We start from the raw sequence: 26,481 nt of genomic DNA, 5'->3' as shown, positions 1-26,481 counted from the left end.
CAATGAGCAGCCTGACCGTTACCCCATTAAGCACCGCCCTGGGCGCCCAGATCAGTGGCGTCGACATCACTCAGCCGCTGAACCCTGAGCAGCGCGACGCCATTGAACAGGCGTTGCTCGACTATTCGGTGTTGTTCTTCCGTGACCAGCCGATCACCCCGCAGCAACAGGCACGCTTCGCGGCCAATTTTGGCGACCTGCACATCCACCCGATCTACCCCAACGTGCCGGAACAACCAGAAGTACTGATCCTCGACACCGCCGTTACCGACGTGCGTGACAACGCGGTGTGGCACACCGACGTGACCTTCCTGCCCACGCCTGCTCTGGGCGCAGTGCTCAGCGCCAAGCTGTTGCCAGCCTTCGGCGGCGATACCTTGTGGGCCAGTGGGATTGCGGCGTATGAGGCGTTGTCCGAGCCGTTAAAGCGCTTGCTCGATGGCCTCACCGCCACACACGATTTCACCAAGTCGTTCCCGCTGGAGCGCTTTGGCAACACCGCCGAGGACCTGGTGCGCTGGGAGGCAACCCGCAAGAAAAACCCGCCGCTATCGCACCCAGTCGTGCGCACGCATCCGGTAAGTGGGCGCAAATCGCTGTTCGTCAGCGACGGCTTCACCACCCGAATCAATGAGCTGGAACCGGCCGAAAGCGAGGCCATTCTCAAGCTACTGTTCGCCCACGCCACCCGCCCGGAATTCACCATCCGCTGGCGCTGGCAGGAAAATGACGTGGCGTTCTGGGATAACCGCGTTACCCAGCATTACGCCGTGGATGACTACCGGCCGCAGCGGCGGGTGATGCACCGGGCGACGATTCTTGGCGACGTGCCGTTTTAGGATCCAGCCAAGATCAACTGTGGGAGCTGGCTTGCCTGCGATAGCGGTGGATCAGCCACTGCACTTATTGGCTGAAAAACCGCTATCGCGGGCAAGCCCGGCTCCCACATTTACCGAGTTCGGCAGGTTATTCAGCGGTGGATGGCTTTTCCCACAAGTTGATCCCACCTTCCTGCGCAAACCGATCAATCTCCGCCAGTTCTTCTGCACTGAAGCTCAAATTCTTCAACGCCCCGACGTTCTCGATGATCTGCTCCGGCCGGCTTGCACCGATCAGCGCACTGGTTACCCGTGGATCACGTAATGTCCACGCCAACGCCAACTGGGCCAGGCTCTGGCCACGGCGCTTGGCGATTTCATTCAGGCCCCGTACATGGGCGATGTTGGCCTCGGACAGGTGCTGGGCCTGCAACGAGCCACCACCCGGACGATTGACCCGCGCATCGGCCGGTACCCCGTTGAGGTATTTATCGGTCAACAAACCCTGGGCCAGCGGCGTGAACGCGATCACTCCAGCACCGAGTGCTTCAGTGGTCTCCAGCAGGTCTTTTTCCACCCAACGGTTGAGCAGGTTGTAGGCCGGCTGGTGGATCAACAGCGGCACTTTCCACTCGTTGAGCAAGGCTGCGATTTCGCGGGTTTTTACCCCGGAGTAAGACGAGATGCCGATGTACAGCGCCTTGCCTTGTTGCACGGCGGTTGCCAGGGCGCTGGCGGTCTCTTCCAGGGGCGTGTCGGGGTCAAAGCGGTGGGAGTAGAAGATATCCACATAGTCGACGCCCAGGCGTTGCAGGCTCTGGTCCAGGCTGGCCAATACGTATTTACGCGAACCACCACCCTGGCCGTAAGGGCCGGGCCACATGTCCCAACCGGCTTTGCTGGAGATGATCAATTCATCGCGATAGTGCTTGAAGTCTTCGCGCAGCAAACGGCCGAAGTTGATCTCGGCGCTGCCGTAGGGCGGGCCGTAGTTGTTGGCCAGGTCGAAGTGGTTGATACCCAGGTCGAACGCCGTGCGCAGCAGAGCGCGCTGGGTGTCGATCGGGGTGCTGTCGCCAAAGTTGTGCCACAACCCCAGGGACAGTGCCGGCAGCACCAATCCACTGCGGCCTACGCGGCGATAAGGAATAGATTCATAGCGGTTTTCGGCAGCAATGTACGTCATCGAATCCTCTCTTGATCTAGGGCAAATAAGGCCCGGGAATAGGCATATTCCCGGGCCTTTCAAGCAGCTGAATCGCTTAAGTCTGCCTCTTCCTTTTACAGCAAAGACCTACTTGAGAGGAATGCTATCAGCGCACCATGTGCAAGAACTGCAGGTGTCGCTCGTACTGGTCGAGGATGTCATTGATGATCTGCTCCTTGGTGTAGCCCACCAGGTCATAGTCCTGGCTGCCCTCACTCAAGTGCACTTCGGCCCGATAGTAGCGGCGGTTGTTGATCTCTTTCTTGCCGATGCCGCCCAGGGCGAACGACGGTGTGAAATAGCCACGCATCTGCACCTGGTAGATGAACGGACGTTCTTCGCCATGGCCGATTTCGAGGCTGACGCTGTCGTTGGACGGGTCAGGCTGGGTCACCACCGTAAGGCCCTTCTCGACAAACACGGCCGTCACTTCTTCAATCGCCGGGCGCACCGTGGTGTCGAGGAAACGGTACACCTCATCGCGCGATGGGAAATGCACCGCCTGGCTCAAACGTTGGCGCCAGCCGCCTCGGCCTTTGCGCGAAGCGGAGATCGGCGCCAGGGAATGCAACTGCGCGATCTGCTTTTGCGACTCCAGGTAGAACGCCTTGTGCAGCCCCCACATCATCAGCAGCAGGATCAGCGAGAACGGCAGCGAGGTCAGTACCACCGCAGACTTGAGCGAGTCGATACTGCCGGCGAACAGCAACGCACTGGTGACCAGGGCGGTCATCGCGCCCCAGAACACACGCAGCCACTTCGGCCCGTCTTCATCCGCGTTGCCGCCTTTGGACGAGAGGGTGGAGAGCACCACAGTGCCGGAGTCAGCCGAGGTCACGAAGAACACAAAGCTGATGAACACCGTGACCGCGATCACCGTCTTGCTCCACGGGTAGGTTTCCAGCAGCAGGTAGAGGCTCATCGATGGGTCATCGATCGCCGACTGGCCCAGTGCAGCCATGCCATGGTTGAGCACCTGGTCGATGGCGCTGTTACCGAAGATCGACATCCACGCCAGGGTGAAGCCCAGCGGAATCAGCAGCACGCCAAACACGAATTCGCGGATGGTGCGGCCACGGGAAATACGCGCGATAAACAGGCCCACGAACGGCGACCATGCGATCCACCAGGCCCAATAGAACACCGTCCAGCCGCCCAGCCAGTCGCTCGGCTTATTGTAGGCGTACACATCAAAACTCTTGGTGGGCAGCGCCCCCAAATAGTCACCGATGTTCTGGATCAAGGTGTTGAGCAGGTGCTGGGTAGGCCCGGCGAACAATACGAACAGCAGCAGCGCACAGGCCAGCAGCATGTTGATGTCAGACATCACCCGCACGCCCTTGTCGACGCCGGCCACGGCCACGATGATCGCCGCGCCCATCATCAGGGTGATCAGGCCCACCTGGATCCACTGGGTATGGGCAATGCCAAACAGGTAGTCCAGGCCGGAATTGAGGTGCAGCACGCCAAAGCCCATGTCGGCGCCCAGGCCGAACACCGTGGCAATGATGCCAAAACCATCCACCGCGTAACCGATAGGGCCATTGATGCGCTTGCCGATCAGCGGGTACAGCGCCGAGCGCAACGCCAGCGGCAGGTTATGCCGGTAGGCGAAATACGCCAGGGCCATGCCGACAAACGCGAACACGCCCCAGCCATGCAGGCCCCAGTGCAGGAACAGCACCTGCATCGCCTGGCGCGCCGCATCGGCGTTCATTGCTTCGCCCTGGGGCGGCTGCACCAAGTGCGTCAGCGGCTCCGAGACGCAAAAGAAAAACAGCGTGATGCTGATCCCGGCGGCGAACAACATGCCGGCCCAGGACAGGTAACTGAATTCGGGCTCGTCGTGGTCGGCACCGAGTTTTATCTTGCCGTAGCCCGATAGCGCGGTGACCACCACGAAGACCAGATACAGCGTCATCGCCAGCATGTAGTACCAGCCGACCGTGTTGGCCGCCCAGTTTTGCGCCGCCAGCAGCCAGGCACCGGCCTGTTGCGGGATAGCGATGACCGTGATGCCGAACAGCAGGATGACGGTCGCGGCAAAGTAGAAAACGGGCGCATTCATGCGCACCATGCCGCTGGAAGGGGTGGACGATGCACTCATGAACGATGCACCTCAAGGTTGCGGGATATGGCTGTAAAAAACGGACTCAGCAAAGGTAAGCCTCCTGTTGTGAGCGGGCAGCGAACCACCGGTTTAACTTGAACGAACGTTCAAGTTAAACATGAATCGGGGGTCTGGGACTAATCGCAGGGCTGAGTGGTAGGTGTTTCTTACACTAGCTCAGGGATGGGTATGACGGATGAAGGAAGCAAATCGTTCAGCGATACAAATTGGAAATGGGGATAAAAATGTGGGAGCGGGCTTGCTCGCGAAGGCGGTGTGTCAGCCAACACATACATCAACTGGCACGCAGCCTTCGCGAGCAAGCCCGCTCCCACAGGGGGTTGTGCAATCTTCGGCTACTTCTGCGCCCCATCATCATGCTGCAAGTTCGCCTGGGTGATATTCGCCCCGGCCGGCACGCTGCGGGTCAGCCACACATTGCCGCCAATGGTCGAACCCTGGCCAATGGTGATCCGCCCCAGGATCGTCGCCCCGGCGTAAATCACCACATCATCTTCAACAATAGGGTGACGCGGGTGGCCTTTCTGCAATTGCCCATCTTCATCCGCCGGAAAGCGTTTGGCGCCCAGTGTCACGGCCTGATAGATGCGTACCCGCTCGCCAATGATCGCCGTCTCGCCAATCACCACGCCTGTGCCGTGGTCGATAAAGAAGCTCGGGCCGATCTGTGCGCCGGGGTGGATATCAATGCCGGTGGCCGAGTGGGCGATTTCCGCACTGATCCGCGCCAGCAGCGGCAGGCCGGCACGGTAAAGGTGGTGGGCCAGGCGATGGTGGATCACCGCCAGGATGCCCGGGTAGCACAGCAGCACTTCATCCACACTGCGTGCGGCCGGGTCGCCGTGATAGGCAGCCAGTACGTCGGTGTCCAGCAGGCTGCGCAAGGATGGCAACGCCAGGGCGAAATCCTGGATCAGGCGAATGGCGTGGGCGTTGACTTCACTGTCGTCCTCACCGCTCTGACGCGCGGCATAGCGCAACTCCAGGCGCGCCTGGGCGAGCAAGGCGTTGAGCGCGACGTCGAGGGTGTGGCCCACGTAGAAGTCTTCGCTTTCTTCGCGCAGGTCCGCCGGGCCCAGGCGCATCGGAAACAGGGCGCCGCACAAGGCCTCAAGAATCTGCGCCACCGCCTCGCGGGACGGCAACTCGCGGCCACCATGCTCGCCACTCAAGCGCCCGTTGCGCGTTCGCCACTGGTCGCGGGCGCCGCGCAGCTGGCTGACGATGGTCTGCAATTGCCAATGACTGGAACGCTCACTCACGGTATTCACTCCTGACGAAATGGCCATCACTTTACGGTATGCACCCAGGCAGCTCTTAAGAACCAATGGTGCGAGCCTAAGAACCTTTCGTCATAAGCGATTGACGGTTGCCCGAAGAAAAGTGCCTGCCTATAGTCCCCCCATCACTCAGCCACCGTGCGAAACCATGATCAAACAACAGCTCGACCGTTTTAACCGTCTGGAACTACTGGGCAGTGCCACTGCCCTGGAAAAACTCGAGCGGCTGTCGGCCTGGCTGGGCAGGGACGTCTACGTCAAACGCGATGACACCACGCCGCTGGCCATGGGCGGCAACAAGCTGCGCAAACTTGAATACCTGGCTGCCGATGCCATCGCCCAGGGCGCGGACACCCTGGTCACCGCCGGCGCGATCCAGTCCAACCATGTTCGCCAGACCGCCGCGCTCGCCGCCAAGCTCGGCCTGGGCTGTGTTGCCCTGCTGGAAAACCCTACCGGCACCGACGATCCCAACTACCTGGGCAACGGCAATCGCCTGCTGCTGGAGCTGTTCGACGCCAAAGTGGAGTTGGTGGAAAACCTCGACAACGCCGACGACCAACTCAACGCCCTCGCCGACCGCCTGCGCAGTAACGGCAAGAAGCCGTACCTGGTGCCTATCGGCGGTTCCAACGCACTCGGCGCGCTGGGCTACGTACGCGCCGGGCTGGAGTTGGCCGCGCAAATTGAAGACAGCGGCATTCAATTCGCCGCCGTGGTGCTCGCCTCTGGCAGTGCCGGTACCCACAGCGGCCTGGCCCTGGCCTTGAGCGAAGCACTGCCGCAGTTGCCGGTGATCGGCGTCACGGTGTCGCGTACCGAGCAAGCGCAATTCCCCAAGGTGCAGGGCTTGGCCGAACGCACTGCCGAGTTGCTCGGTGTGGCTATTCCCGACGCCTTCAAGGTCACCCTGTGGGACGAGTATTTCGGGCCGCGTTATGGCGAGCCAAACGCCGGCACCCTCTCGGCGATCAAACTTTTGGCCAGCCAGGAAGGTCTGTTGCTGGACCCGGTGTATACCGGCAAGGCCATGGCCGGTTTGCTGGACGGCATCGGGCGCCAGCGCTTTGAAGAGGGGCCGATCATTTTCCTGCATACCGGTGGCGCGCCGGCATTGTTTGCCTATGACTCAGTATTCAACTGATTGGATACGGTCAATGTGGGGCTGGCTTGCCACATAAGGCGAACATATTCCCAAAAGGAATATGAAATTGTATTTTTATTATTTTCAAGACTTAAAGACCCACCTTATCATCGCGCCGAAGGCGAAGACGCGCTTCGCGCTTTAGGGCAGGATACGACTACCGCGTCACCTGCTTCGCTCACCATAAAAAACACAGGGGCTCTCCATGACTATTTCTGTATTTCGTCGCACGCTGCTGGTTGGCACATTGGGCCTGGCGCTGGGCGCTGGCTGGCTGGGCCAGGCGGTTGCCGGCGAGCAGCTGAACACCATCAAGAAGGCCGGCGAGATCAAGATCGGCCTGGAAGGCACCTACCCACCGTTCAGCTTCGTTGATGAAAGCGGCAAGCTCAGCGGTTTCGAAGTGGAACTGTCCGAGGCACTGGCCAAGGAGCTGGGCGTCAAGGTCAAGCTGCAAGCCACGCCATGGGACGGCATCCTCGCCGCGCTTGAATCCAAGCGCCTGGACGCCGTGGTCAACCAGGTGACCATCTCCGAAGAGCGCAAGAAAAAGTACGATTTCTCCAAGCCTTACACCGTGTCCGGCATCCAGGCGCTGGTGCTGAAAAAGAACGTCGACTCGATTAAGAAAGCCGACGACCTGGCCGGCAAGAAAGTCGGTGTAGGCCTGGGCACCAACTACGAACAATGGCTCAAGGACAACCAACCAAAAGCCATTATCAAGACCTACAACGACGACCCGACCAAGTTTCAGGACCTGCGCATCGGCCGCATCGACGCCGTCCTGATCGACCGCCTGGCCGCCCTGGAATACGCCAAGAAAGCCCCCGACACCGCCGCTGCCGGCGACGCCTTTTCCCGTCAGGAATCCGGTATCGCCCTGCGCAAAGGTGAGCCCGAGCTGCTCGACGCGGTGAACAAGGCTCTGGACAAGCTGCGCGCCGATGGCACCTTGAAGACGCTGTCCGAGAAGTACTTCAACGCTGACGTCACGCAATAATGGAAGCAGGTTTCCAACTCGCGCTGGACTCCGCGCCCTTTTTGCTCAAGGGCGCGTACTACACGGTAATCCTCAGCCTGGGCGGGATGTTTTTTGGCCTGCTGCTGGGCTTCGGCCTGGCCTTGATGCGCCTCTCGCGCTTCAAGCTCTTGAGCTGGACCGCCCGGGTCTACGTATCGTTTTTTCGCGGCACGCCGTTGCTGGTGCAGCTGTTCCTGATCTACTACGGCTTGCCGCAAGTGGGTATCGAGCTGGACCCGATCCCGGCCGCCATGATCGGCTTTTCGCTGAACATGGCTGCCTATGCGTGTGAAATCCTGCGGGCCGCCATCGCCTCCATCGAGCGTGGCCAGTGGGAAGCCGCTGCCAGTATCGGTATGACCCGTGCGCAGACGTTGCGCCGGGCCATCCTGCCCCAGGCGATGCGCACGGCGTTGCCGCCTTTGGGCAACAGCTTTATTTCACTGGTCAAGGACACGGCGCTGGCCGCCACCATCCAGGTGCCCGAGCTGTTCCGCCAGGCCCAACTGGTGTCGGCACGTACCTTCGAAATTTTCACCATGTATCTGTCCGCAGCCCTGATCTACTGGATCCTGGCGAGCATCCTGGCGCATCTGCAGAATCGTCTGGAAGACCGGGTCAACCGGCATGACCTGGAGTCTTGAAGCATGATCGTGGTTGAAAAACTGACCAAACAATTCAACGGCCAGGTGGTGCTCAACGGCATCGACCTGGAGGTCAAGGAAGGCGAAGTAGTCGCCATCATCGGCCCCAGCGGTTCCGGCAAGACCACCTTCCTGCGCTGCCTGAACTTCCTCGAAGAACCCACCAGCGGCCGTATCAAGGTGGGTGACATCGAGATCGACAGCAGCAGGCCGCTCAACCAGCAACAGGGCCTGGTGCGGCGCCTGCGCCAGCATGTGGGCTTTGTGTTCCAGAACTTCAACCTGTTCCCCCACCGCACCGCGTTGGAAAACGTCATCGAAGGCCCCATCGTGGTCAAGAAGATGCCACGGGAAGCGGCGGCCGAACTGGGGCGCAAGCTGTTGGCCAGGGTCGGCCTGGCGGGCAAGGAAGCGTCCTATCCTCGGCGCCTGTCCGGCGGCCAGCAACAGCGTGTGGCGATTGCCCGCGCATTGGCCATGGAGCCGGAGGTGATCCTGTTCGACGAACCCACCTCGGCCCTCGACCCGGAACTGGTGGGCGAAGTTCTGGCGACCATTCGCAGCCTGGCCGAAGAAAACCGCACCATGGTCATCGTCACCCACGAGATGAGCTTTGCCCGTGATGTGGCCAACCGGGTGATCTTTTTCGACAAGGGCGTAATCGTCGAACAGGGCGAAGCCAAGGCGCTGTTTGCCAACCCCAGGGAAGAACGTACCAAGCAGTTCCTGAGCAAATTCCTCGCCCACTGACGCCTCCCACTGTAGGAGCGAACTTGCTCGCGAAGAACGTTAACGATAACGCGGTGAATCAGATTGACCGAGTTGCCTGGGCGCTCTTCGCGAGCAAGCTCGCTCCTACAACGGGCTGCAGGTTGAGCGCGTAAAAGCCCCCGTCGCAAGCGCCTTAAAATCCCCCTCCCCGTCAGACCCGTCTGAATCTCTCCAAACCCGCCGTTTAGCCCTTTGCCTCCATTGACGCTCCTCGGCCAACCCTCTTATCTAGCGTCTTGAGGATTGGATCCTATCCCGGCTACTGACTGAATCGTGCCTTTCGAACCCCCTTGCGCCTGTGCGTCTAGGTTTCGGAACGATTGCTGCTGGCTGCATCAAGGAGATTACTTATGACACACACTCAAATCCCGGCCACGCTCAGTGCCCCAAGGCTTCCCCAGGCTATTGGAAACGGCATCGGCGCCCTGGCCGCCGCCCACTTGCAAGTCGACATTTCACCCTACCCGAGCATGGAGGAAGGCGACCTGATTGAACTGTTCTGGAACAACTGCTTCGCCGCCTCGCGCAAGGTGACGGCGTGCAAGATCGGCACGTGCACCCACCTGTGCGTACCGCAGAGCTTTGTGCAGGACGGACCGGCACGCGTCCATTACCAGGTCTTGCAGATCGGCCATGGCCCGATGCGCTCGGCGGTGACGCTGGTGCGGGTCAAGACCTGCTACCCCGGCGGTCAGCCTTCGCCGCGCCTGAACCCTGAAGGCGACAATGAGAACCAGAATCTGGCACCCGTGAACCTGCCCGAGACGATCCGCCGCCACGGCGTCAACAGCAGCCAGGTAAGGCGCGGCATTCCGCTGACCATCGAGCCTTACCTGAACATGAGCACGGGCGACGCCATCACGTTGCGCTGGGGCGATGTACGCTTGGACCTACCCCGCATCCAAGCCAACAGCGTCGGCCTGACGGTGCAGGTGTGGGTGCCGCCCCACGTGATTGTCGAAGCCGGCGACGACTGCCGGTTGGAAGTCACCTACTGCATTCTCGACCGCGTGGGTAACAACTCCCGCTGGGCGCCCGCCCGCACGCTGCGCATCGCCGCCTGCACACCGCCCCGCCCTGCCTCGCCCGCACCGGGCTATCAACCGCGCCGCTTCGGCTCACCCTGTGAACCGGGGTGACAGCCCTTCTATGCATATTCCTAAAAGTTAGTTTATTTAAATAATTAACACGCTTAGGGTATATGCACCGGACCACCGGACATTCCTGATTTTTCTGTTTATTTCATTGAATGCGAGGTCGGTATGGTCAGAATTACCCCGGTGCGCAACGCCAGGGCATTGCGTGCAGCCAAGGAGCGGCGCTGATGTCTAACTTGGCTCTAACACCCCCCCAGAGTGATCTGGACGTAGCCCCCCTGCTGTTGCCCTCCACGGTGCTGCGCAACGACGCCCAGGCGTTGAGCGCCGCCCACGAGTTGGCCCAGGCTGCGCGCGCGCAGGCCGCCCAGCGCGACCAGCAACGCAAACTGCCCTGGGCGCAGCTCGAACAGTTCACCCGCAGCGGCTTGGGCAGTATTTCCATTCCCCGTGAATACGGCGGCCCACAGGTGTCGTTTGTGACCCTGGCCGAAGTCTTCGCGATTATCAGCGCGGCCGACCCGGCACTCGGGCAGATCCCGCAGAACCATTTCGGCATCTTGCACGTATTGCAGGGCACCGCGACCGAGCGTCAGAAAAAGCAGCTGTTCCAGAGCGTGCTCGACGGCTGGCGCATCGGCAACGGCGGCCCGGAACGCGGCACCAGAAATACCCTTGAGCTCAAGGCGCGCCTCACGGCCGAAGGTGACGGTTACGTGCTCAGCGGGCAGAAGTTCTACTCCACAGGCGCCCTGTTTGCCCACTGGGTGGCAATCAAGGCCCTGAACGATGACGGTAAGCAGGTCATGGCCTTTGTGCGTCGCGGCAGCGAAGGGCTGCGCATCGTTGATGACTGGTCCGGCTTTGGCCAACGCACCACCGCCAGCGGCACCGTCTTGCTTGACCGCGTGGCCGTGGAGCCGGAACTGGTCATCGACAACTGGCGCCTGGGCGAAAGCCCGAATATCCAGGGTGCCGTGTCACAACTGATCCAGGCCGCCATCGACGCCGGCATCGCCCGTGGCGCCCTCGACGACGCCATTGCCTTCGTGCGTGAACGTTCACGCCCGTGGATCGACGCCAAGGTCGAGCGGGCCAGCGATGATCTGTATGTGATCGCCGATATCGGCAAGTTGAAGATCGAACTGCACGCCGCCGAGGCACTCTTGCGCAAGGCTGGCCAGGTGCTCGACCAGGTCAGCGCCGCGCCGATCACCGCGCAGTCCGCCGCCCACGCCTCGATTGCCGTGGCCGAGGCCAAGGTGCTGACCACCGAAGTGGCGTTACAAGTCACCGAGAAGCTCTTCGAATTGGCTGGCAGCCGCGCCACCCTGGCCGAATTCAACCTTGACCGTCACTGGCGCAACGCCCGGGTGCACACCCTGCACGACCCGGTGCGCTGGAAGTATCACGCCATCGGCGCCTATCGACTCAACGGCACCTTGCCGGCTCGTCATTCCTGGATTTAACCAACCAGAACACTTTTTCCACGAGCTTCTGGAGAAACTCATGACCCTTTCTCACCCCGTCGCGCTCATCACCAGCGACGAACAAGCGCTTATTGTCGCCAGCGATCTTGCTGAAGACTTGCGCCGCGACAGCGCCCAACGCGACCGCGAACGCCGCCTGCCATTGCCCGAACTGGACGTGTTTTCCCGCTCTGGCCTGTGGGGCATCAGCGTGCCCAAGGCCTACGGCGGCGCGGGCGTGTCCAACGTCACCCTGGCCAAGGTCATCGCACTGATCGCCCAGGCCGATGGCTCTTTGGGCCAGATTCCGCAAAACCATTTCTATGCCCTCGAAGTACTGCGGGTGAACGGCAGCCCCGAACAGCAGCAACGCCTCTACGCCGAGGTATTGGCCGGCCAACGCTTTGGCAACGCCTTGGCGGAACTGGGCACCAAGACCGCCCACGACCGTATCACCAGCCTCACCCGCGACGGCGACGGTTTTCGCATTAACGGGCGCAAGTTCTACGCCACCGGCGCGATCTATGCCCAGCGCATCCCCACCTCGGTGGTGGATGCAAATGGCGTGCAGCAACTGGCCTTCGTCCCGCGCGACAGCGCGGGCCTGACGGTGATCGACGACTGGAGCGGCTTCGGCCAGCGCACCACCGGCAGCGGCTCGGTGGTGTTCGACAACGTGTGGGTCGCGGCGCAAGACGTGATGCCGTTCCAGAGCGCCTTCGAACGCCCGACCACCGTCGGCCCGCTGGCGCAGATCCTCCACGCAGCCATCGACACCGGCATCGCCCGCGCAGCCTTTGAGGACGCCTTGCATTTTGTGCGCACCAAGACCCGCCCGTGGATCGACGCCGGCAACGACAAGGCCACCGAAGACCCGCTGACACTCAAGAGCTTCGGCCACCTGAGCAGCCGCCTGCACGCCGCCGAAGCCTTGCTGGAGCGCTCGGGTGAATTCCTCGACCGCGCCCAGGCCGACAGCAATGCCCAGACCGTCGCCGCAGCCTCCATCGCCGTTGCCGAAGTGCGCGCCCTGAGCACCGAGATCTCCCTGGCGGCCGGCAGCACCCTGTTCGAACTGGCCGGCAGCCAGGCGACCCTGGCCGAACATGGCCTGGACCGCCACTGGCGCAACGCCCGGGTGCACACTCTGCACGACCCGGTACGCTGGAAGTACCACGCGGTCGGCAACTACTACCTCAACGATGAAAACCCGCCGCTGCGGGGGACCATCTGATGAGCAAAAAAAAGATCCTGCTCAATGCCTTCAACATGAACTGCATCGGGCACATCAATCACGGTTTGTGGACTCACCCACGGGACACGTCCACCCAATACAACAGCATCGAATACTGGACTGAACTGGCGCAGATCCTGGAGCGCGGGTTGTTCGACGGTTTGTTTATCGCTGATATCGTCGGCGTGTATGACGTGTACCAAGACTCCATTGACGTGCCGCTCAAGGAGTCGATCCAGTTACCGGTCAACGACCCGCTGCTGCTGGTGTCGGCCATGGCCGCCGTCACCAAGCACCTTGGCTTCGGCCTCACCGCCAACCTCACCTACGAACCGCCGTACCTGTTCGCCCGGCGCATGTCGACGCTGGATCACCTGAGCCGTGGCCGGGTGGGTTGGAACATTGTCACCGGCTACCTCGACAGCGCCGCCAAGGCCATGGGCCTTACCGAACAGGTCGAGCATGACCGGCGCTACGACCAGGCCGATGAATACCTGCAGGTGTTGTACAAGCTCTGGGAAGGCAGCTGGGAAGACGACGCGGTGCGCAACGATCGCCAGGCGCGGGTGTATGCGCAACCGGGCAAGGTGCACAAGGTAGAGCACCACGGCGAGTTCTATCAGGTGGAGGGTTATCACCTGTGCGAGCCCTCGCCCCAGCGCACGCCGGTGCTGTTCCAGGCCGGCAGTTCCGAGCGTGGCTTGCTGTTCGCCGGACGGCACGCCGAGTGCGTGTTTATCAGCGGGCAAAACAAAGCCGCGACCAAGCGCCAGGTGGACAAGGTGCGCGCCAGCGCAGTGGAGGCTGGGCGCAACCCGGACGACATCAAGGTGTTCATGGGCCTTAACGTCATCGTTGGCGCCACTGAAGAGTCGGCCTGGAACAAGCACGCCGAGTACCTCAGCTACGCCAGCGCGGAAGCCGGCGTGGCGCATTTCTCGGCCTCGACCGGGATTGATTTTTCCCAGTACGCCTTGGACGAGCCGATCCAGTACGTCAAGAGCAACGCGATCCAGTCCGCCACCCAGAACCTGCAGAACAACGACTGGACCCGGCGCAAATTGCTCGACCAGCACGCCCTGGGCGGGCGCTATATCACCCTGGTGGGCTCGCCTGAACAGGTGGCCGATGAGCTGGAATCCTGGATCAGCGAAACCGGGCTGGATGGTTTCAACCTGACGCGCATTGTGACGCCGGAGAGCTATGTGGATTTCATTGAGCTGGTGATACCGGAGTTACAACGGCGGGGCTCGTACAAGACGGAATATGCGCAGGGAACGCTGCGGGAAAAAGTCTTCCACGACACGGCTCGCTTACCCAACCAACACACCGGCTCTACCTACCGCCACCACCCTCTGTAGGAGCGAGCTTGCTCGCGAAGACCGTCAACGATAACGCGGGCCGCCTGGTAACCCGAGGCGCCCTCCAGTTTTTCGCGAGCAAGCTCGCTCCTACAATTGGAAACCACTATGAAAAAGACATTCTTAAACCACCCAGTCAAAGCACTAGCCCTGGCCTTCGGCTTATTCAGCTCGGCGGTATTCGCCGCCAATGCACCGTTGAAAATCGGCACCACCGCTGCCTTCGCCATCCCCCTGGAAGCCGCCGTAGAAGAGGCCGGCAAGCAGGGCCTGAAAGTCGAACTGGTGGAGTTCACTGACTGGATCGCGCCCAACGTCAGCCTCGCCGCCGGCGATATCGACGTGAACTACTTCCAGCACATCCCCTTCCTGGAAAACGCCAAGGCCGCCGCCGGGTTTGACCTGGTGCCGTATGCGCCAGGCATCATCAATAACGTCGGGCTGTATTCGAAAAAGTACAAAAGCTTCAACGAGCTGCCCGCAGGCGCCAGCGTGGCGATAGCCAACGATCCGATCAACAGTGGTCGCGGCCTGCAACTGCTGGCCAAGGCCGGGCTGATCACCCTCAAGCCGGGCGTGGGCTACAAAGCCACCGAAGAAGACATCATCGCCAACCCGAAAAACATCAAGATCCTGCAAGTGGAAGCGGTGCAACTGGTGCGCGCCTATGACGACGCCGATCTGGTGCAGGGCTACCCTGCGTACATCCGCCTGTCCAAGACCTTCGATGCCGAGTCGGCGCTGCTGTTCGACGGCCTCGACCACCCCGAATACGTGATTCAGTTCGTGATCCAGCCCAAGAGCAAAACCGACCCGCGGGTGATCAAGTTCGTCGATATCTACCAACACTCGCCGGTGGTGCGTGCGGCTTTGGACAAGTCCCTCGGCAAGCTCTACCAGGTCGGCTGGGAAGCTAAACCATGAAGGCCGCCAACGCCCGATTGCACGATCTGGCCCCTGCGCCCAGCCACGCCGAACAGACTGAACTGCACCCGGACTTGAACCGTGCCCATGTGCGGTTCATCAACCTGGGCAAAACCTATGACGGCACGGTGCACGCGCTGCAAGGCATTGACCTGGCGATCCAGCGGGGTGAAGTGTTCGGCATCATCGGCCGCAGCGGCGCCGGCAAGTCATCGCTGATCCGCACCATCAACCGCCTGGAACAACCCAGCAGCGGACGGGTGCTGATCGACCAGGTGGACATCGGCAGCTTCGATGAAGACCACCTGGTGGCGCTGCGGCGACGCATCGGCATGATCTTCCAGCACTTCAACCTGATGTCGGCCAAGACCGTGTGGCAGAACGTTGAGTTGCCGCTCAAGGTCGCCGGTGTGCCCCAGGCACAACGCGCGCGAAAGGTGCATGAACTGTTGGAGCTGGTAGGCCTGCAAGACAAACACAAGGCGTACCCGGCGCAGCTGTCCGGCGGGCAGAAACAACGCGTCGGCATCGCCCGAGCCTTGGTGCACGACCCCGAGATTCTGCTGTGCGACGAAGCCACCTCGGCCCTCGACCCGGAAACCACCCAGTCGATCCTCGGCCTGCTGCGCGAGATCAACCAACGCCTGGGCCTGACCATCGTGCTGATCACCCATGAGATGGCGGTGATCCGCGACATCTGCGACCGCGTGGTGGTACTGGAACACGGGCGTATCGTCGAGCAAGGCCCGGTGTGGCAGGTGTTTGGCGATCCGCAACATGAGGTCAGCAAGACCCTGCTCGCACCGCTGCAACACGGCTTGCCGCCAGAATTGCAAAGCCGCCTGCAACCCACGCCAGCCTCGGCCGACGCAGCACAGGTGCTGCGCTTGCAGTTCACCGGCAGCGACACCCTGGAGCCAGACCTCGCGGCGCTGTTCAGTGCTCTCGGCGGCCGTGTGCGTTTACTGCAAGGGGGCGTGGAACGCATCCAGGGGCATGCCTTGGGGCAACTGCTGCTGGCGGTGAACGGATCGCCGCACAACGCCGAAGAACTGCGCAAACGCGCGGCGAATTGGGCACAACAGGTGGAGGTGCTGGGCTATGTGGTTTGATCGTTTAGTGCAGGGCGCCATCGACACCTTGTTGATGGTGGGGGTGTCGTCGCTGATCGCGCTGCTGGTGGGCATTCCGCTGGCGGTCTTCCTGGTCACCAGTGACAAGGGCGGCATCTACCAGGCACCGGCCCTTAACCGCGTGCTGGGAGCGTTCGTGAATCTGTTCCGCTCCATTCCGTTCCTGATCCTGATGGTGGCGCTCATCCCGTTCACGCGCCTGATCGTCGGCACCACCTATGGCGTCTGGGCGGCAGTGGTACCGCTGACCATCGCCGCCACGCCGTTCTTTGCACGCATCGCTGAAGTGAGCCTGCGCGAGGTCGACCATGGCCTGATCGAAGCCGCACAGGCCATGGGGTGCCGCCGCTGGCACATCATCTGGCATGTGCTGCTGCCGGAAGCCCTGCCGGGGATCGTCGGCGGCTTCACCATCACCCTGGTGACCATGATCAACTCATCGGCCATGGCCGGGGCGATTGGTGCCGGTGGCTTGGGCGATATTGCCTACCGCTATGGCTACCAGCGGTTCGATACGCAGATCATGCTCACGGTGATTGTGCTGCTGGTCGTGCTGGTAGCGGTGATCCAACTGAGCGGGGACCGGCTTGCGCGGGTATTGAACAAGCGCTGAGGTCACGGGCACTCATCCAGTTGGGCAACACTGGCGCGGGGCACGAAGGTGATGGTTTTTTCCTTGGCCTGCCAGGGTCGCACGATATAGCTGCCGTCCGAGTCGGCCATTACCCTCAGCTTCACGCTGCGCTTGGGGTTGTCGGCGTCTACCAGCACGCCGGGGACCTTGGCCTCTGCCGCCCAGGTCATCAACGTACAAATGCGCCCTCCCGAGGCGGAGCCTTGCAGCGGCAGGCCGCCCAACTTGGCCCCGCTCGCCGGGATCAGCCCAAGTAAAACGATGAGCGCAAAGGCCGCCATCGAGGCGAACGCAACCGGGTTTTTTTGATCGCGCATGCACGCCACCAGACAGGCGGCGCTCCCCTGGATCAGAAACAGCACTACCAGTTCGGCGGCCATGAAAGGCGCGAAGAACACGGCGCTATCGGAATACTCACGGAAGGCGCGGGAGACCGGCACCGTCACCATCAGAATGACCACCATTTGAACGACCCCGGCGCCAGCACTGGCCAGCCAGAACTCGCCGGTCAGCTCACGCAGGGCAACATCGGCGGGCCGGGCACGAAGGATGATGCCGACATAGGCCACTATCGCCGCCATGAATGCGACGATCCAGCTGAAGGTCAGCCAAAACCCACTTTCGGCGTTCACAGACAGGTATACAGCGGACATCCAGAAAACACCCATTACGACCAGACTGGCAATCCAATGCCCCAATAAGCGCCTATGCTGGGCCGTCTCCTGCGGCGACTGCGGGGTGAGATTGAGTTGATCACTCAGACGCACACCCGTGCAGTTCAGGCGCGTGAACAAGATGAAGGTAGGGATCAGGATCGACGCGCCCATCATGCCGATCACAAATACCAACATGGCGAACATCGCCGGCAACGCAGTGAACGCTGACGCCGACAAGATACTCAGCGGTACCTCTTCGACCTGGATGTACTGGTACAGGTACAAGCCTGCTACCGAGAGAATCCCCACCGTCAGCGGCCAGGCCCGCTCATTGAGCCAGAACAGGCCATTGCTCAATCTCGTGGCATATTGGTCTACCTTGTTCGGCGCGGTGTTGTCGCCAACGGTTGGACGTTTTTCCTCTTCCATGGATGTATAACCCTCGTCAAATGAGGGCCGAATCTTACCCAAAATTATTCATGGCGGTCTGTCGGATGCGCACACTGCGAAGGCCGTGAAGCGCCCTACAACGGATACACGGTTTTCAACTCGCTAGTGGGCCGAGGTATAGTCCAGCTACCTCAGCCGCAGCCGTGCGCCATGCCATGAAACTTGCTCCCGACGACCTCACCCAGATCACCGCCACCACCCTCGGCCATTACAACAAAGTGGCCGAAGACTTCCGTGACGGCACCCGCGATCACGATGTGAGCCAGAACATCGACGCGCTGCTGCGGCATATCCAGGGTTCGGCGCCCTTTACCGTGCTGGATTTCGGCTGTGGGCCGGGGCGGGATTTGCAGGCGTTCACGCGCAGAGGGCATATCGCCGTAGGGCTCGATGGTTCCGAGCGTTTTGCGCAGATGGCCCGTGAAGACAGCGGCTGTGAGGTGTTGCAGCAGGACTTTCTCAAGCTGGACCTGCCCGCTGCGCGCTTTGATGGGGTGTTTGCCAATGCGGTGCTGTTCCATATTCCCAAGCAGGAACTGCCGCGCGTTCTCAAACAACTGCATGGCACGTTGAAGCCTGGGGGCGTGCTGTTCAGCTCCAACCCTCGGGGTGAAAACCAGGAAGGCTGGAATGGGCCACGGTATGGCTCTTATCACGACCTGCAGGCCTGGCAGGCCTTGCTGACCGCGGCCGGGTTTGAAGAGTTGGAGCATTACTACCGGCCGGCCGGGTTACCGCTGGACCAGCAGCCTTGGTTGGCGAGTGTGTGGCGTAAAATTTAGCGCTGTGTTGTTCGGGCTGACGCCTTCGCGAGCAAGCCCGCTCCCACATTTTGGAATGCATTCCCCTGTGGGAGCGGGCTTGCTCGCGAAGCCCTCACAGACGCTACTGATTCACCTGATACACCATCGGCTCCTCACCCTCCACCACTACCGTCACACTGCGCCCGGAATACCCCTCTTTTTCCAACGCCGCGAAATTCGCCACCAACCGCGTCCCATCAGCGAAGGTGGTCTGCTGCACCTGCTTGTCCACTGTCAACCAAGCAAAATCAGTCATGGCCTGGGTCGCCAAGCGCTGGTGCAGCGGTCGGAAGAAGCGGTCCTGGCGCTGAATGATCGGCAGCCGCTCCTTGAGCGTCGCAGCACTGAGGTGATACAGCGGCGGCACGTTATAGAGCAGTTGGGCCAGTTCATTGTCTCCCTGCACATTGCTCAGTTTGAGGCTGTCGAACAGCCAATGATGGGTGGTGATCACCGAGCCGTGGAATACCGCCTGATACAACGGCAAGCGCATCGTCGGCTCGAAATACACCGTGCGGAACGGCTCTTTCAGCGGCACGGGCTTGAAGAACACCGTCGGTTGCTCCGGTGGGAACCAATTGCCGACGAAGTACGGCGACTGCTTGTCCCGGGTCATCTCGCGATCCCCCCAACCAATCACCGGGGTCTGCATACCGTGGGCAAACAGGATGCCCTGGGCAGTGATCGCGTTACCGTCTTCAGAGCCTGTGACCAGCTTAGGCACGGTGTTGATCCAGCGGGAGGCCTCGATGTTACCCTCAGCGTTTTGCGCCTGGGTCATGCTGGCGTCGCTGCGGTAGCTGTCAAACAACATGCTGGTGGCGTAGGCATCGAGAAACCAGGCGTTGAAACCAGCCTTGGCTTGTACCGCCTTCACTCGCGCCTCCAGCAACGGCCGCACACAACGCGGGTCCGTGTAGTGGCCGGACTGCTGGAAACCGGTTTTCGAGGTGCCGTCTTTCAATATGATCGCGCAGTCGCGATAGGCCTTGGCGCCCAGGTGGGCGGTGGTCCAATCGGGGTTTTCCGTGGCGGACAGGGCCGTTTCATAGGAGTCGTAAGGCGCCATCAGAAAACCGGCATCTACCCCCGCGCGAATCGCTTCGGGATGCCAGAGGCCACCCTCCCAACCTTGGCCCAAGGTCAGCAGCAGACGCTGCAGCCCGGCGTCGCGCAGGGTTTGAATGGCGCTACTGCCCCAGGTTTGCGGGCTGTCACTCAAGGCTCCCGCAAAGTCCACGGCCAGTTCACTGCGCAGCTCACCGTAGCGGGCGGCAAGGCGGGTCATGTCTGGATCTTCGACTTGCCAGGCCTGCCGGGCCTTGGTGTTGATCGCCGCGTTGAGGCCGCGCAGCAGCACGGTTTGCTCATAGCGATTCAATGCAGTGGACTGCGCCAGCAGCTGTGCGCTCTCTTTGTCCATCAGCGTCTTGAGTTCATGGCTGCGCAGCCGTTTGATCAGTGTTGGCCAATCACGCACATCGCCCAAAGCCAGCAGGCCGTTATCCCAGAGGTACACATGGCTGGCGCCCAGCAGCTTCTGGGCTTCAGGTGTTTGCCGCAGCTTGTCCGCCAACGGTTCATAGCGGCCCTGCTCCACCAGCCACTGGCGGTAGCGCTTGGCGCCAGCCAACGGGTCGGCATCGCCCAGGTACAGGCGCAGCGTCATCGGCACGTCGGGCGCCAGCGTGGTGAATTCATGGGACGCAGTCAGTGCCAGGCCCTGCCCGTCCGCTTGCCATTCAAGGCGATTGTTGTAGGGGTTGGTCAGCAGCCAGTTGAGCGTGAAGCGCCCGTGATCCACACCCCACAGCGGCAGGCTCAGGTCCTGGGTGGTATTGAGTTCACCCCGCTCCAGCAGAAACGCCTTCCAGATGGCATTGCCGGCAGGCACGTAATGCCCCTCGGCCAATGGCCAGATCAACCCTCGCCCCATGGCTTCGGCAGGCTGGCGCAGCAGGGCCAGCTCACCGGGCTCGCGAGCGTTGATGGTCAGGGCCAGGTCGCGCTGTTGCAGGCGGGCGGTCAGGCGATAGGCGCCGTTGTCCCATTGCCAAGTGGCTTGGTCAGTCGTGTTCTGCAATTGGCTGACGGCATGCGCAGCCACACCGCTGGATACCTGCACCGAGGCCTGGCCCGTCGGTGTCACGCGCAGCGCCAGGGTGGCGGGGTCGAGTTCGACGCGCCATAAGGCGTTTTCCAGTACGGTGGCGGCGAAGGTGGGCGGCGCAAGGAGTAACGCGCAGAACAGCAAGGTGAAACGCAGGCACTGCATGAGGATCGACCTGGGTTTGGAATGAGCGCCAGAGGGTACAACATGCAGTAGCCAGCCAGGACGGCATGGGCATTTTTCAGAAGCTTCACACAGCCTCAGTCAGTTAAAGCTTTTTTGTAGGAACGAGCTTGCTCGCGAAAAACTCACAGGCGCCGCGTTTACTCAGGAAGCACGCTTTATCGTTGACGTTTTTCGCGAGCAAGCTCGCTCCTACAGAATTAATCCTGTTGTGGCTGTTCCTGTTTCGGCTCGCGGATTTTGTACCAGGCCACATACAACGCCGGCAGAAACAGCAACGTCAGTAACGTCGCAATGATGATCCCGCCAATCATCGCGTAGGCCATCGGCCCCCAGAACACTTCTCGCGCAATCGGGATCATGCCCAGGCTCGCGGCGGCGGCCGTCAGCAGGATCGGTCGGCGTCGGTGCTCGGTGGCTTCCACCACCGCATCCCACGGCGTGTAACCGGCCTCTTCATACTCGTGGATCTGTGTCACCAGAATCACCGAGTTACGGATGATGATACCGATCAGCGCCAGGATCCCCAGGATCGCCACAAAGCCCATGGGCGTGCCCGTGGGAATCAACGCCAGCACCACGCCGATCAGCCCCAATGGCGCGACGCTCGCCACCAGGAACATCTTCTGCACGCTGTGCAACTGGATCATCAGGAAGGTGGCCATCAGGAACAGCATCAACGGCACCACCTTGGCGATGGGCCCCTGGGCCTTGCCACTTTCTTCCACGGTGCCGCCGGTGGCGACTTTGTAGCCCACCGGCAAGCCCTCGCTGAATGTCTCGATGGTCGGGGCCAACTGCTTGACCAGGTCGGTCGGCTGCATCTCATCGCGCACGGCAGCCTTGATGGTGATGGTCGGCTTGCGGTCGCGGCGCCACACCAGCGGCTGCTCCAGCTCGTAACGCACGGTGGCGAACGCCAGCAGTGGAATCGAGGTGCCGTTGGGCGTGACGATCTGCAGGTTCTGCAAGGTTTCCGGGGTGCCTCGCTCGGCATCTTCGGCGCGGCCGACCACGTTGATCAGGTAAATATCGTCGTGCACCTGGGTCACTGCTGCGCCGCTGACCACGCTGTTCATCAACTGCGCCACGTCTTCCGAAGACAGCCCCAATTGCCGCGCCTTGTCCTGGGCGATGTCCACCCGCAGGACTTTGCCCGGCTCGTTCCAGTCGTAGATGATCTCGCCCAAGTGGGTGTTCTGGTCGAGCAAAGTCGCCAGTTCGATAGCGTGCTTGCGCACCTGGTCGATATCGTTGCCAGACACGCGGTACTGGATCGGCCGCCCTACCGGCGGGCCCATTTCCAGCGGCTGCACGAAGCTGCCGATGCCGACAAAATCATCGCGCAGGCGCTGTTGCAGGCGAGCGATCAGGGCGCCACGCGCTTCCAGGCCCTTGCTCACAATCACCAGCTGCGCGTAGTAAGGGTTTTCCAACTGCTGGTCCAGGGGCAGGTAGAAACGAATCGCGCCCTGGCCGATGTAGGTGCTCCAACGGGCGATGTCCGGGTCGTCCTTGATGATCGCTTCGAGGCGGTCGACGGCCTTGCGCGTCTCGTTGATCGAGGCGTTTTGCGGCAGGTTCAGGTCGACGAGGATTTCCGGGCGGTCCGACGATGGGAAGAACTGGTTCTGCACAAACTGCATGGAAAACACCGAGGCCACGAACAGCGCCACGGTGATGCCAATCGCCCACCAACGGTTACGCATGGCCCACAGCATGCCGCCATTGAAGGCCCGGCCAATGCGCCCTGGCTCGGCGTTGTGCGGTTTCACATTGGCGCTGAGGATGTGCACGCCGATCACTGGCGCAAACAGCACCGCCACCACCCACGACACCAGCATCGCCACGGCAATCACCGCGAACAAGGTAAAGGTGTACTCGCCCGCCGAACTGGCGTTGAGGCCAATCGGCACGAAGCCGGCCACGGTCACCAAGGTACCGGTGAGCATCGGGAATGCCGTGGAGGTATAGGCGTAGGTCGCCGCCTGTTCCTTGGTTTCGCCTTTTTCCAGGCGCGTGATCATCATCTCCACGGTGATCATCGCGTCATCCACCAGCAGGCCGAGGGCGATGATCAACGCGCCCAGCGACACGCGCTGCATGGTGATGCCGCTGTATTCCATGAACACGAATACCAGCGCCAGCACCAGCGGGATCGAGCACGCCACCACCAAACCGGCGCGCATGCCGAGGCTGATAAAACTCACCACCAGCACGATGATCACCGCCTCGAACAATGCGCTGGTGAAGCCGCCGACGGCCTCCTCCACCACTTCGGCCTGGTCGGACACCTTGTGCACGCCCACGCCCACCGGCAGGTCGGCGGTCAACTCGTCCATGCGCCCGTGCAGGGCCTTGCCGAACGACTGGATATTGCCGCCTTTCTGCATGGCGATGGCCAAGCCAATCGCCGGTTTGCCGTTGAAGCGAAACATCGGCCGCGCCGGGTCCACATAACCACGGCTGATGTCGGCGATGTCCGCCAGCCGATAGAAACGGTCATTGAGGCGCAGGTTGACGTTGGCCAGGTCTTTCTCCGAGGCGAACTGCCCCGAGGTGCGTACGGAGATGCGTTCCGGCCCGGCCTCGATCACTCCGGCGGGGGTCACGGCGTTTTGCGACTGCAGGCTTTGCACCACCTGGCGCTGATCAATCCCCAAGGCCGCGAGTTTGCGCGTGGAGAAGTTCAGGTAAATCACTTCGTCCTGCTGGCCGATCATCTCGACCTTGCCCAGCCCCGGCACCGAACGGATCTCGGCGCGCACCTGCTCCACGTAGTCACGCAGCTGGCGCATCGACAGACCATCGCCGGTAAAGGCGTACACCGAGCCGAACACGTCACCAAATTCATCGTTGAACGACGGCCCCTGCAAACCCTGTGGGAAGGTGCCGCGAATATCGTCGATCTTCTTGCGGACCTGGTACCAGATCTCCGGGATGGTCTTGGCACTGGTGGTGTCCTTGAGGAACACGAACACCGTGGACTCGCCCGGTCGGGTGTAGCTTTTCACGTAGTCGAGGGAGTCGAGTTCCTCGAGTTTTTTCTCGATGCGGTCGGTAACCTGCTTGAGGGTTTCTTCCTGGGTCGCGCCCGGCCAGCGGGTCTGGATCACCATGGTTTTGATGGTGAACGACGGGTCTTCTTCACGGCCCAGATTCATGTACGAGAACACGCCCATCAACAGCGCGACGAACATCAGGTACCAGACGAAGGACTGATGCTTGAGGGCCCAGTCGGATAAGTTGAAGCTCCCTTTCATCGCGGGCTGTCCTCGTCGATTTTGACTTTTTGCCCAGGTTTCAGGCTGTTCACGCCGGCGGTGACAATGCGCTCACCGGGTTTGACGCTGCCATTGAGCAAGGCGCTGTGGGCATCACGGCTGATGACCGTGACATCCCGGGGTTGCACGGTCTGGCTTTGGGTGTCGAGCAGCCAGATGCGGGTCTTGCCGTCGACTTCCTGCAAGGCGCTCAGGGGCAGCTCGACGCGCGGGGCGATGGCGGTGCTCAAAGTCACGCTGATTGCCGTGCCCAGGCGGAACGCAGGCGGTGTTTCAGCCAGGCTCAGACGCGCGCGACGGGTGCGCGTGGCGCTTTGGGCCTGGGGCTCGATCTCGCGCACGACGGCGGTGGTGTGCACGCGGGGGTCCAGTTGGACGGCGACCAGGAACACTACATCGGCAGGCAGGCGCTCAGCCAGGCCGGCGGGCAGGTCGATCACCGCTTCCTTGATATCAGGACGGGCCAGGGTCACTACCTGCTGGCCGGCGCTGACCACCTGGCCGGCCTCGGCATTCCAGGCGGTGACGATGCCGGCATGGTCGGTGCGCAGTTCGGCGTAGTTGAGTTGGTCCTTGGCCTGGTTGACCGAGGCCCGGGCCTGGTCGAGGGTCGCCTGGGTGGTTTTCAGGTCGGTCTGGGCCACATCCAGTTGCGCCTGGGCGCCCACGCCACGGTTGAACAGTTCCTGTTGCCGGCGAGCGTTGGCCTGGGCGTTGATGAACTGCGCCTGTACGCGCGCCAGGTCGCCCTGGGCGGCGCGCAATTGGTTCTGCTGGTCGGTGGGGTCAAGCACGGCGAGCAGGGCGCCCTTCTCCACTTCGGCGCCGACATCCACGGCGCGACGGGCGATGCGGCCAGGCACACGGAAACCCAGGTTGCTTTCGTAGCGGGCCTGGATGGTGCCGGCGAAACGACCGAGGTTTTGCTGGTCTTCGGCCTTCACTTCCATGGACAGCACCGGGCGTATGGGTTCGGGCGGCGCCTCTTCCTTGGAGCAGGCCATGAGCAACAGGCTGGCGGCGACAATGAGCGTCAGTTGCTTCATGGTTGCGCTCCGGGTTGGGCGATCTCGACGACCATGCCGGGGTGCAGCAATTGCCCACCGGCTATCACGACTTTCTCACCGCCTTTGAGGCCCTCGCCGATGATCACTTTGCCGGTGAGGTAGCGCGCCACCGTAACCTTGTGCAACTGCGCCTTGCCTTCGCCGTCCACCAGCCACACGGCGGGTTCGCTGAGGTCTTTGGTCAGGGCCGACCAGGGCAGCTCGATGCTCGCCTTGGCTGGGCCGTTGGCGGTGGCGCTCACCACCGAACCCAGCTCCATGCCCTTGGGCAGGCTTTGCAGGGCGATCTTCACTTGGACAGTGCCGGTATTGGTGGCCACGGCGGGCGTGACCTCGCGGACTTTGCCCACGGCCTTGATGCTCGGGTTGTCCAGCAGGCTCACCGTAATCGGCGCGTCGGGCGGCGGCTCCACCAGGAGGGACTCATACACGTTGAACACGGCGTCACGTTCTCCATCGCGGGCCAGGCTGAAGATCGGCACCGTGGCTTGTACCACTTGGCCGACTTCGGCCTGGCGCGCCGTGATGATCCCCGGCGCATCGGCAATTAACGCGGTGTAGCCCAATTGTTCGCGGGCATTGGCCAACTGCGCCTGAGCGGCGGCCAGGGCACTTTGGCTGCTGCGCAGCGCGGCCTGGGCGGCGTCATATTCGCTGCGGCTGGTATAGCCTTTGGGCAAGAGCTTTTCCTGGCGCACAAAGGCGGCGGCGGTCTGCTTGACCCGCGCCTGCTCGGCCACGACCTGAGCCTGGGCCGAATCGACGTTGGTTTGCAGGTCCTTGGGGTCGAGCTTGGCCAGGACTTGCCTGGCCGTGACGCGATCGCCCACGTCGACCATGCGCTGGATGATCTTGCCGCCCACGCGAAAGGACAGATCGGTTTGCACCCGCGCCTGGATATCGCCGGTCAGCGTGACCGCCGCAGCGAAATCTGCCGACTGTACGGTCTGCACGAACACCCGCGAATGCTGCTTGGGCTCGGCTTTGTCCTGGCCACAGCCGCTGAGCAGCGCCAGGAGGCCAAGGCTGAAAATAAATGTCGAGGTGCGACCGCCCATGC

General features: G+C 61.8%; 21 protein-coding genes. 13 read left to right on the top strand and 8 right to left on the bottom strand.

Annotation, left to right across the window (positions count from 1 at the left end):
• Positions 1-2: 2 nt before the first annotated feature.
• Positions 3-839, top strand: coding sequence for a taurine dioxygenase (gene tauD / locus BUE92_RS14660; protein ID WP_056782608.1), 837 nt, complete (start codon positions 3-5; stop codon positions 837-839).
• Positions 840-966: 127 nt separating this feature from the next.
• Here tauD and mgrA read toward each other — a convergent pair whose 3' ends face one another.
• The 3 genes from mgrA to epsC form a co-directional block, all read right to left on the bottom strand.
• A complete protein-coding gene (gene mgrA, locus BUE92_RS14655) occupies positions 967-2,004 on the bottom strand; it encodes an L-glyceraldehyde 3-phosphate reductase (protein WP_073524544.1) in 1,038 nt (345 codons plus the stop codon).
• A gap of 127 nt (positions 2,005-2,131) precedes the next feature.
• Complete coding sequence (betT, locus tag BUE92_RS14650) at positions 2,132-4,093, bottom strand: choline transporter BetT (protein ID WP_167514232.1); 1,962 nt, start codon at positions 4,091-4,093, stop codon at positions 2,132-2,134.
• A gap of 398 nt (positions 4,094-4,491) precedes the next feature.
• Positions 4,492-5,418: a serine O-acetyltransferase EpsC gene (epsC, locus tag BUE92_RS14645; RefSeq protein WP_014716464.1), complete on the bottom strand. Its 927-nt coding sequence runs from the start codon at positions 5,416-5,418 to the stop codon at positions 4,492-4,494.
• Between the two features lie 166 nt (positions 5,419-5,584).
• Between epsC and BUE92_RS14640 the strand changes: the two genes are divergently transcribed.
• The 11 genes from BUE92_RS14640 (at position 5,585) to BUE92_RS14590 (ending at position 16,847) form a co-directional block, all read left to right on the top strand.
• A complete protein-coding gene (locus tag BUE92_RS14640) occupies positions 5,585-6,580 on the top strand; it encodes a D-cysteine desulfhydrase (RefSeq protein ID WP_073524542.1) in 996 nt (331 codons plus the stop codon).
• A gap of 205 nt (positions 6,581-6,785) precedes the next feature.
• A complete protein-coding gene (gene tcyJ, locus BUE92_RS14635) occupies positions 6,786-7,580 on the top strand; it encodes a cystine ABC transporter substrate-binding protein (protein ID WP_073524540.1) in 795 nt (264 codons plus the stop codon).
• Positions 7,580-8,245 carry a cystine ABC transporter permease gene (tcyL, locus tag BUE92_RS14630; protein ID WP_003187646.1) on the top strand — a complete coding sequence of 222 codons (666 nt, stop codon included), beginning with the start codon at positions 7,580-7,582 and terminating at the stop codon, positions 8,243-8,245. The genes tcyJ and tcyL overlap by 1 nt, the downstream gene beginning before the upstream one ends.
• Positions 8,246-8,248: 3 nt before the next feature.
• On the top strand, positions 8,249-8,995 hold the full coding sequence (tcyN, locus tag BUE92_RS14625; RefSeq protein ID WP_014716461.1) for an L-cystine ABC transporter ATP-binding protein TcyN: 747 nt from the start codon (positions 8,249-8,251) through the stop codon (positions 8,993-8,995).
• A gap of 371 nt (positions 8,996-9,366) precedes the next feature.
• A complete protein-coding gene (locus BUE92_RS14620) occupies positions 9,367-10,155 on the top strand; it encodes a hypothetical protein (protein ID WP_073524538.1) in 789 nt (262 codons plus the stop codon).
• Between the two features lie 185 nt (positions 10,156-10,340).
• On the top strand, positions 10,341-11,582 hold the full coding sequence (locus BUE92_RS14615; protein ID WP_073524536.1) for an SfnB family sulfur acquisition oxidoreductase: 1,242 nt from the start codon (positions 10,341-10,343) through the stop codon (positions 11,580-11,582).
• 40 nt (positions 11,583-11,622) lie between these two features.
• Positions 11,623-12,816 (top strand): SfnB family sulfur acquisition oxidoreductase, encoded by a 1,194-nt coding sequence (locus BUE92_RS14610; RefSeq protein ID WP_073524534.1) that lies wholly within the window; start codon positions 11,623-11,625, stop codon positions 12,814-12,816.
• On the top strand, positions 12,816-14,177 hold the full coding sequence (locus tag BUE92_RS14605) for an LLM class flavin-dependent oxidoreductase (RefSeq protein ID WP_073524532.1): 1,362 nt from the start codon (positions 12,816-12,818) through the stop codon (positions 14,175-14,177). The genes BUE92_RS14610 and BUE92_RS14605 overlap by 1 nt, the downstream gene beginning before the upstream one ends.
• A gap of 108 nt (positions 14,178-14,285) precedes the next feature.
• Positions 14,286-15,101, top strand: coding sequence for a MetQ/NlpA family ABC transporter substrate-binding protein (locus tag BUE92_RS14600; protein ID WP_073524529.1), 816 nt, complete (start codon positions 14,286-14,288; stop codon positions 15,099-15,101).
• Complete coding sequence (locus BUE92_RS14595; RefSeq protein ID WP_073524527.1) at positions 15,098-16,213, top strand: methionine ABC transporter ATP-binding protein; 1,116 nt, start codon at positions 15,098-15,100, stop codon at positions 16,211-16,213. The genes BUE92_RS14600 and BUE92_RS14595 overlap by 4 nt, the downstream gene beginning before the upstream one ends.
• The gene (locus tag BUE92_RS14590; RefSeq protein WP_003187635.1) at positions 16,203-16,847 is read left to right on the top strand and encodes a methionine ABC transporter permease; all 645 of its coding nucleotides are present in this window, start codon (positions 16,203-16,205) and stop codon (positions 16,845-16,847) included. Before BUE92_RS14595 ends, BUE92_RS14590 begins: the two co-directional genes overlap by 11 nt.
• Before the next feature lie 2 nt (positions 16,848-16,849).
• Here the strand turns inward: BUE92_RS14590 and BUE92_RS14585 are convergent, their stop codons facing one another.
• A complete protein-coding gene (locus BUE92_RS14585) occupies positions 16,850-17,953 on the bottom strand; it encodes a hypothetical protein (protein WP_073524526.1) in 1,104 nt (367 codons plus the stop codon).
• A 176-nt stretch (positions 17,954-18,129) separates the two neighbouring features.
• Between BUE92_RS14585 and BUE92_RS14580 the strand changes: the two genes are divergently transcribed.
• Positions 18,130-18,756: a class I SAM-dependent methyltransferase gene (locus BUE92_RS14580; RefSeq protein WP_073524525.1), complete on the top strand. Its 627-nt coding sequence runs from the start codon at positions 18,130-18,132 to the stop codon at positions 18,754-18,756.
• A 103-nt stretch (positions 18,757-18,859) separates the two neighbouring features.
• Here the strand turns inward: BUE92_RS14580 and BUE92_RS14575 are convergent, their stop codons facing one another.
• The 4 genes from BUE92_RS14575 to BUE92_RS14560 form a co-directional block, all read right to left on the bottom strand.
• A complete protein-coding gene (locus BUE92_RS14575; RefSeq protein ID WP_073524524.1) occupies positions 18,860-21,052 on the bottom strand; it encodes a glycoside hydrolase in 2,193 nt (730 codons plus the stop codon).
• Positions 21,053-21,270: 218 nt separating this feature from the next.
• Positions 21,271-24,333 carry an efflux RND transporter permease subunit gene (locus BUE92_RS14570; RefSeq protein WP_073524523.1) on the bottom strand — a complete coding sequence of 1,021 codons (3,063 nt, stop codon included), beginning with the start codon at positions 24,331-24,333 and terminating at the stop codon, positions 21,271-21,273.
• Positions 24,330-25,400 carry an efflux RND transporter periplasmic adaptor subunit gene (locus tag BUE92_RS14565; RefSeq protein WP_073524522.1) on the bottom strand — a complete coding sequence of 357 codons (1,071 nt, stop codon included), beginning with the start codon at positions 25,398-25,400 and terminating at the stop codon, positions 24,330-24,332. Before BUE92_RS14565 ends, BUE92_RS14570 begins: the two co-directional genes overlap by 4 nt.
• Positions 25,397-26,479: an efflux RND transporter periplasmic adaptor subunit gene (locus BUE92_RS14560; RefSeq protein ID WP_073524521.1), complete on the bottom strand. Its 1,083-nt coding sequence runs from the start codon at positions 26,477-26,479 to the stop codon at positions 25,397-25,399. Before BUE92_RS14560 ends, BUE92_RS14565 begins: the two co-directional genes overlap by 4 nt.
• Between the last annotated feature and the right edge of the window lie 2 nt (positions 26,480-26,481).

The organism is Pseudomonas fluorescens, from assembly GCF_001902145.1.
GTDB classification, from domain to species: domain Bacteria; phylum Pseudomonadota; class Gammaproteobacteria; order Pseudomonadales; family Pseudomonadaceae; genus Aquipseudomonas; species Aquipseudomonas fluorescens_BV.
This window is presented reverse-complemented; position numbering and strand designations above follow the sequence as displayed.

What these genes read in the sequence shown, in the direction of transcription:
- BUE92_RS14615 (WP_073524536.1), top strand. Translation starts at nt 10,341, where the DNA reads ATGTCTAACTTGGCTCTAACACCCCCCCAGAGTGATCTGGACGTAGCC.
- BUE92_RS14610 (WP_073524534.1), top strand. Translation starts at nt 11,623, where the DNA reads ATGACCCTTTCTCACCCCGTCGCGCTCATCACCAGCGACGAACAAGCG.
- BUE92_RS14620 (WP_073524538.1), top strand. Translation starts at nt 9,367, where the DNA reads ATGACACACACTCAAATCCCGGCCACGCTCAGTGCCCCAAGGCTTCCC.
- BUE92_RS14580 (WP_073524525.1), top strand. Translation starts at nt 18,130, where the DNA reads ATGAAACTTGCTCCCGACGACCTCACCCAGATCACCGCCACCACCCTC.
- BUE92_RS14565 (WP_073524522.1), bottom strand. Translation starts at nt 25,400, where the DNA reads ATGAAGCAACTGACGCTCATTGTCGCCGCCAGCCTGTTGCTCATGGCC.
- BUE92_RS14575 (WP_073524524.1), bottom strand. Translation starts at nt 21,052, where the DNA reads ATGCAGTGCCTGCGTTTCACCTTGCTGTTCTGCGCGTTACTCCTTGCG.
- mgrA (WP_073524544.1), bottom strand. Translation starts at nt 2,004, where the DNA reads ATGACGTACATTGCTGCCGAAAACCGCTATGAATCTATTCCTTATCGC.
- BUE92_RS14605 (WP_073524532.1), top strand. Translation starts at nt 12,816, where the DNA reads ATGAGCAAAAAAAAGATCCTGCTCAATGCCTTCAACATGAACTGCATC.
- tcyJ (WP_073524540.1), top strand. Translation starts at nt 6,786, where the DNA reads ATGACTATTTCTGTATTTCGTCGCACGCTGCTGGTTGGCACATTGGGC.
- BUE92_RS14600 (WP_073524529.1), top strand. Translation starts at nt 14,286, where the DNA reads ATGAAAAAGACATTCTTAAACCACCCAGTCAAAGCACTAGCCCTGGCC.
- tauD (WP_056782608.1), top strand. Translation starts at nt 3, where the DNA reads ATGAGCAGCCTGACCGTTACCCCATTAAGCACCGCCCTGGGCGCCCAG.
- tcyL (WP_003187646.1), top strand. Translation starts at nt 7,580, where the DNA reads ATGGAAGCAGGTTTCCAACTCGCGCTGGACTCCGCGCCCTTTTTGCTC.
- betT (WP_167514232.1), bottom strand. Translation starts at nt 4,093, where the DNA reads ATGAATGCGCCCGTTTTCTACTTTGCCGCGACCGTCATCCTGCTGTTC.
- tcyN (WP_014716461.1), top strand. Translation starts at nt 8,249, where the DNA reads ATGATCGTGGTTGAAAAACTGACCAAACAATTCAACGGCCAGGTGGTG.
- BUE92_RS14570 (WP_073524523.1), bottom strand. Translation starts at nt 24,333, where the DNA reads ATGAAAGGGAGCTTCAACTTATCCGACTGGGCCCTCAAGCATCAGTCC.
- BUE92_RS14585 (WP_073524526.1), bottom strand. Translation starts at nt 17,953, where the DNA reads ATGGAAGAGGAAAAACGTCCAACCGTTGGCGACAACACCGCGCCGAAC.
- BUE92_RS14590 (WP_003187635.1), top strand. Translation starts at nt 16,203, where the DNA reads ATGTGGTTTGATCGTTTAGTGCAGGGCGCCATCGACACCTTGTTGATG.
- BUE92_RS14595 (WP_073524527.1), top strand. Translation starts at nt 15,098, where the DNA reads ATGAAGGCCGCCAACGCCCGATTGCACGATCTGGCCCCTGCGCCCAGC.
- BUE92_RS14640 (WP_073524542.1), top strand. Translation starts at nt 5,585, where the DNA reads ATGATCAAACAACAGCTCGACCGTTTTAACCGTCTGGAACTACTGGGC.
- BUE92_RS14560 (WP_073524521.1), bottom strand. Translation starts at nt 26,479, where the DNA reads ATGGGCGGTCGCACCTCGACATTTATTTTCAGCCTTGGCCTCCTGGCG.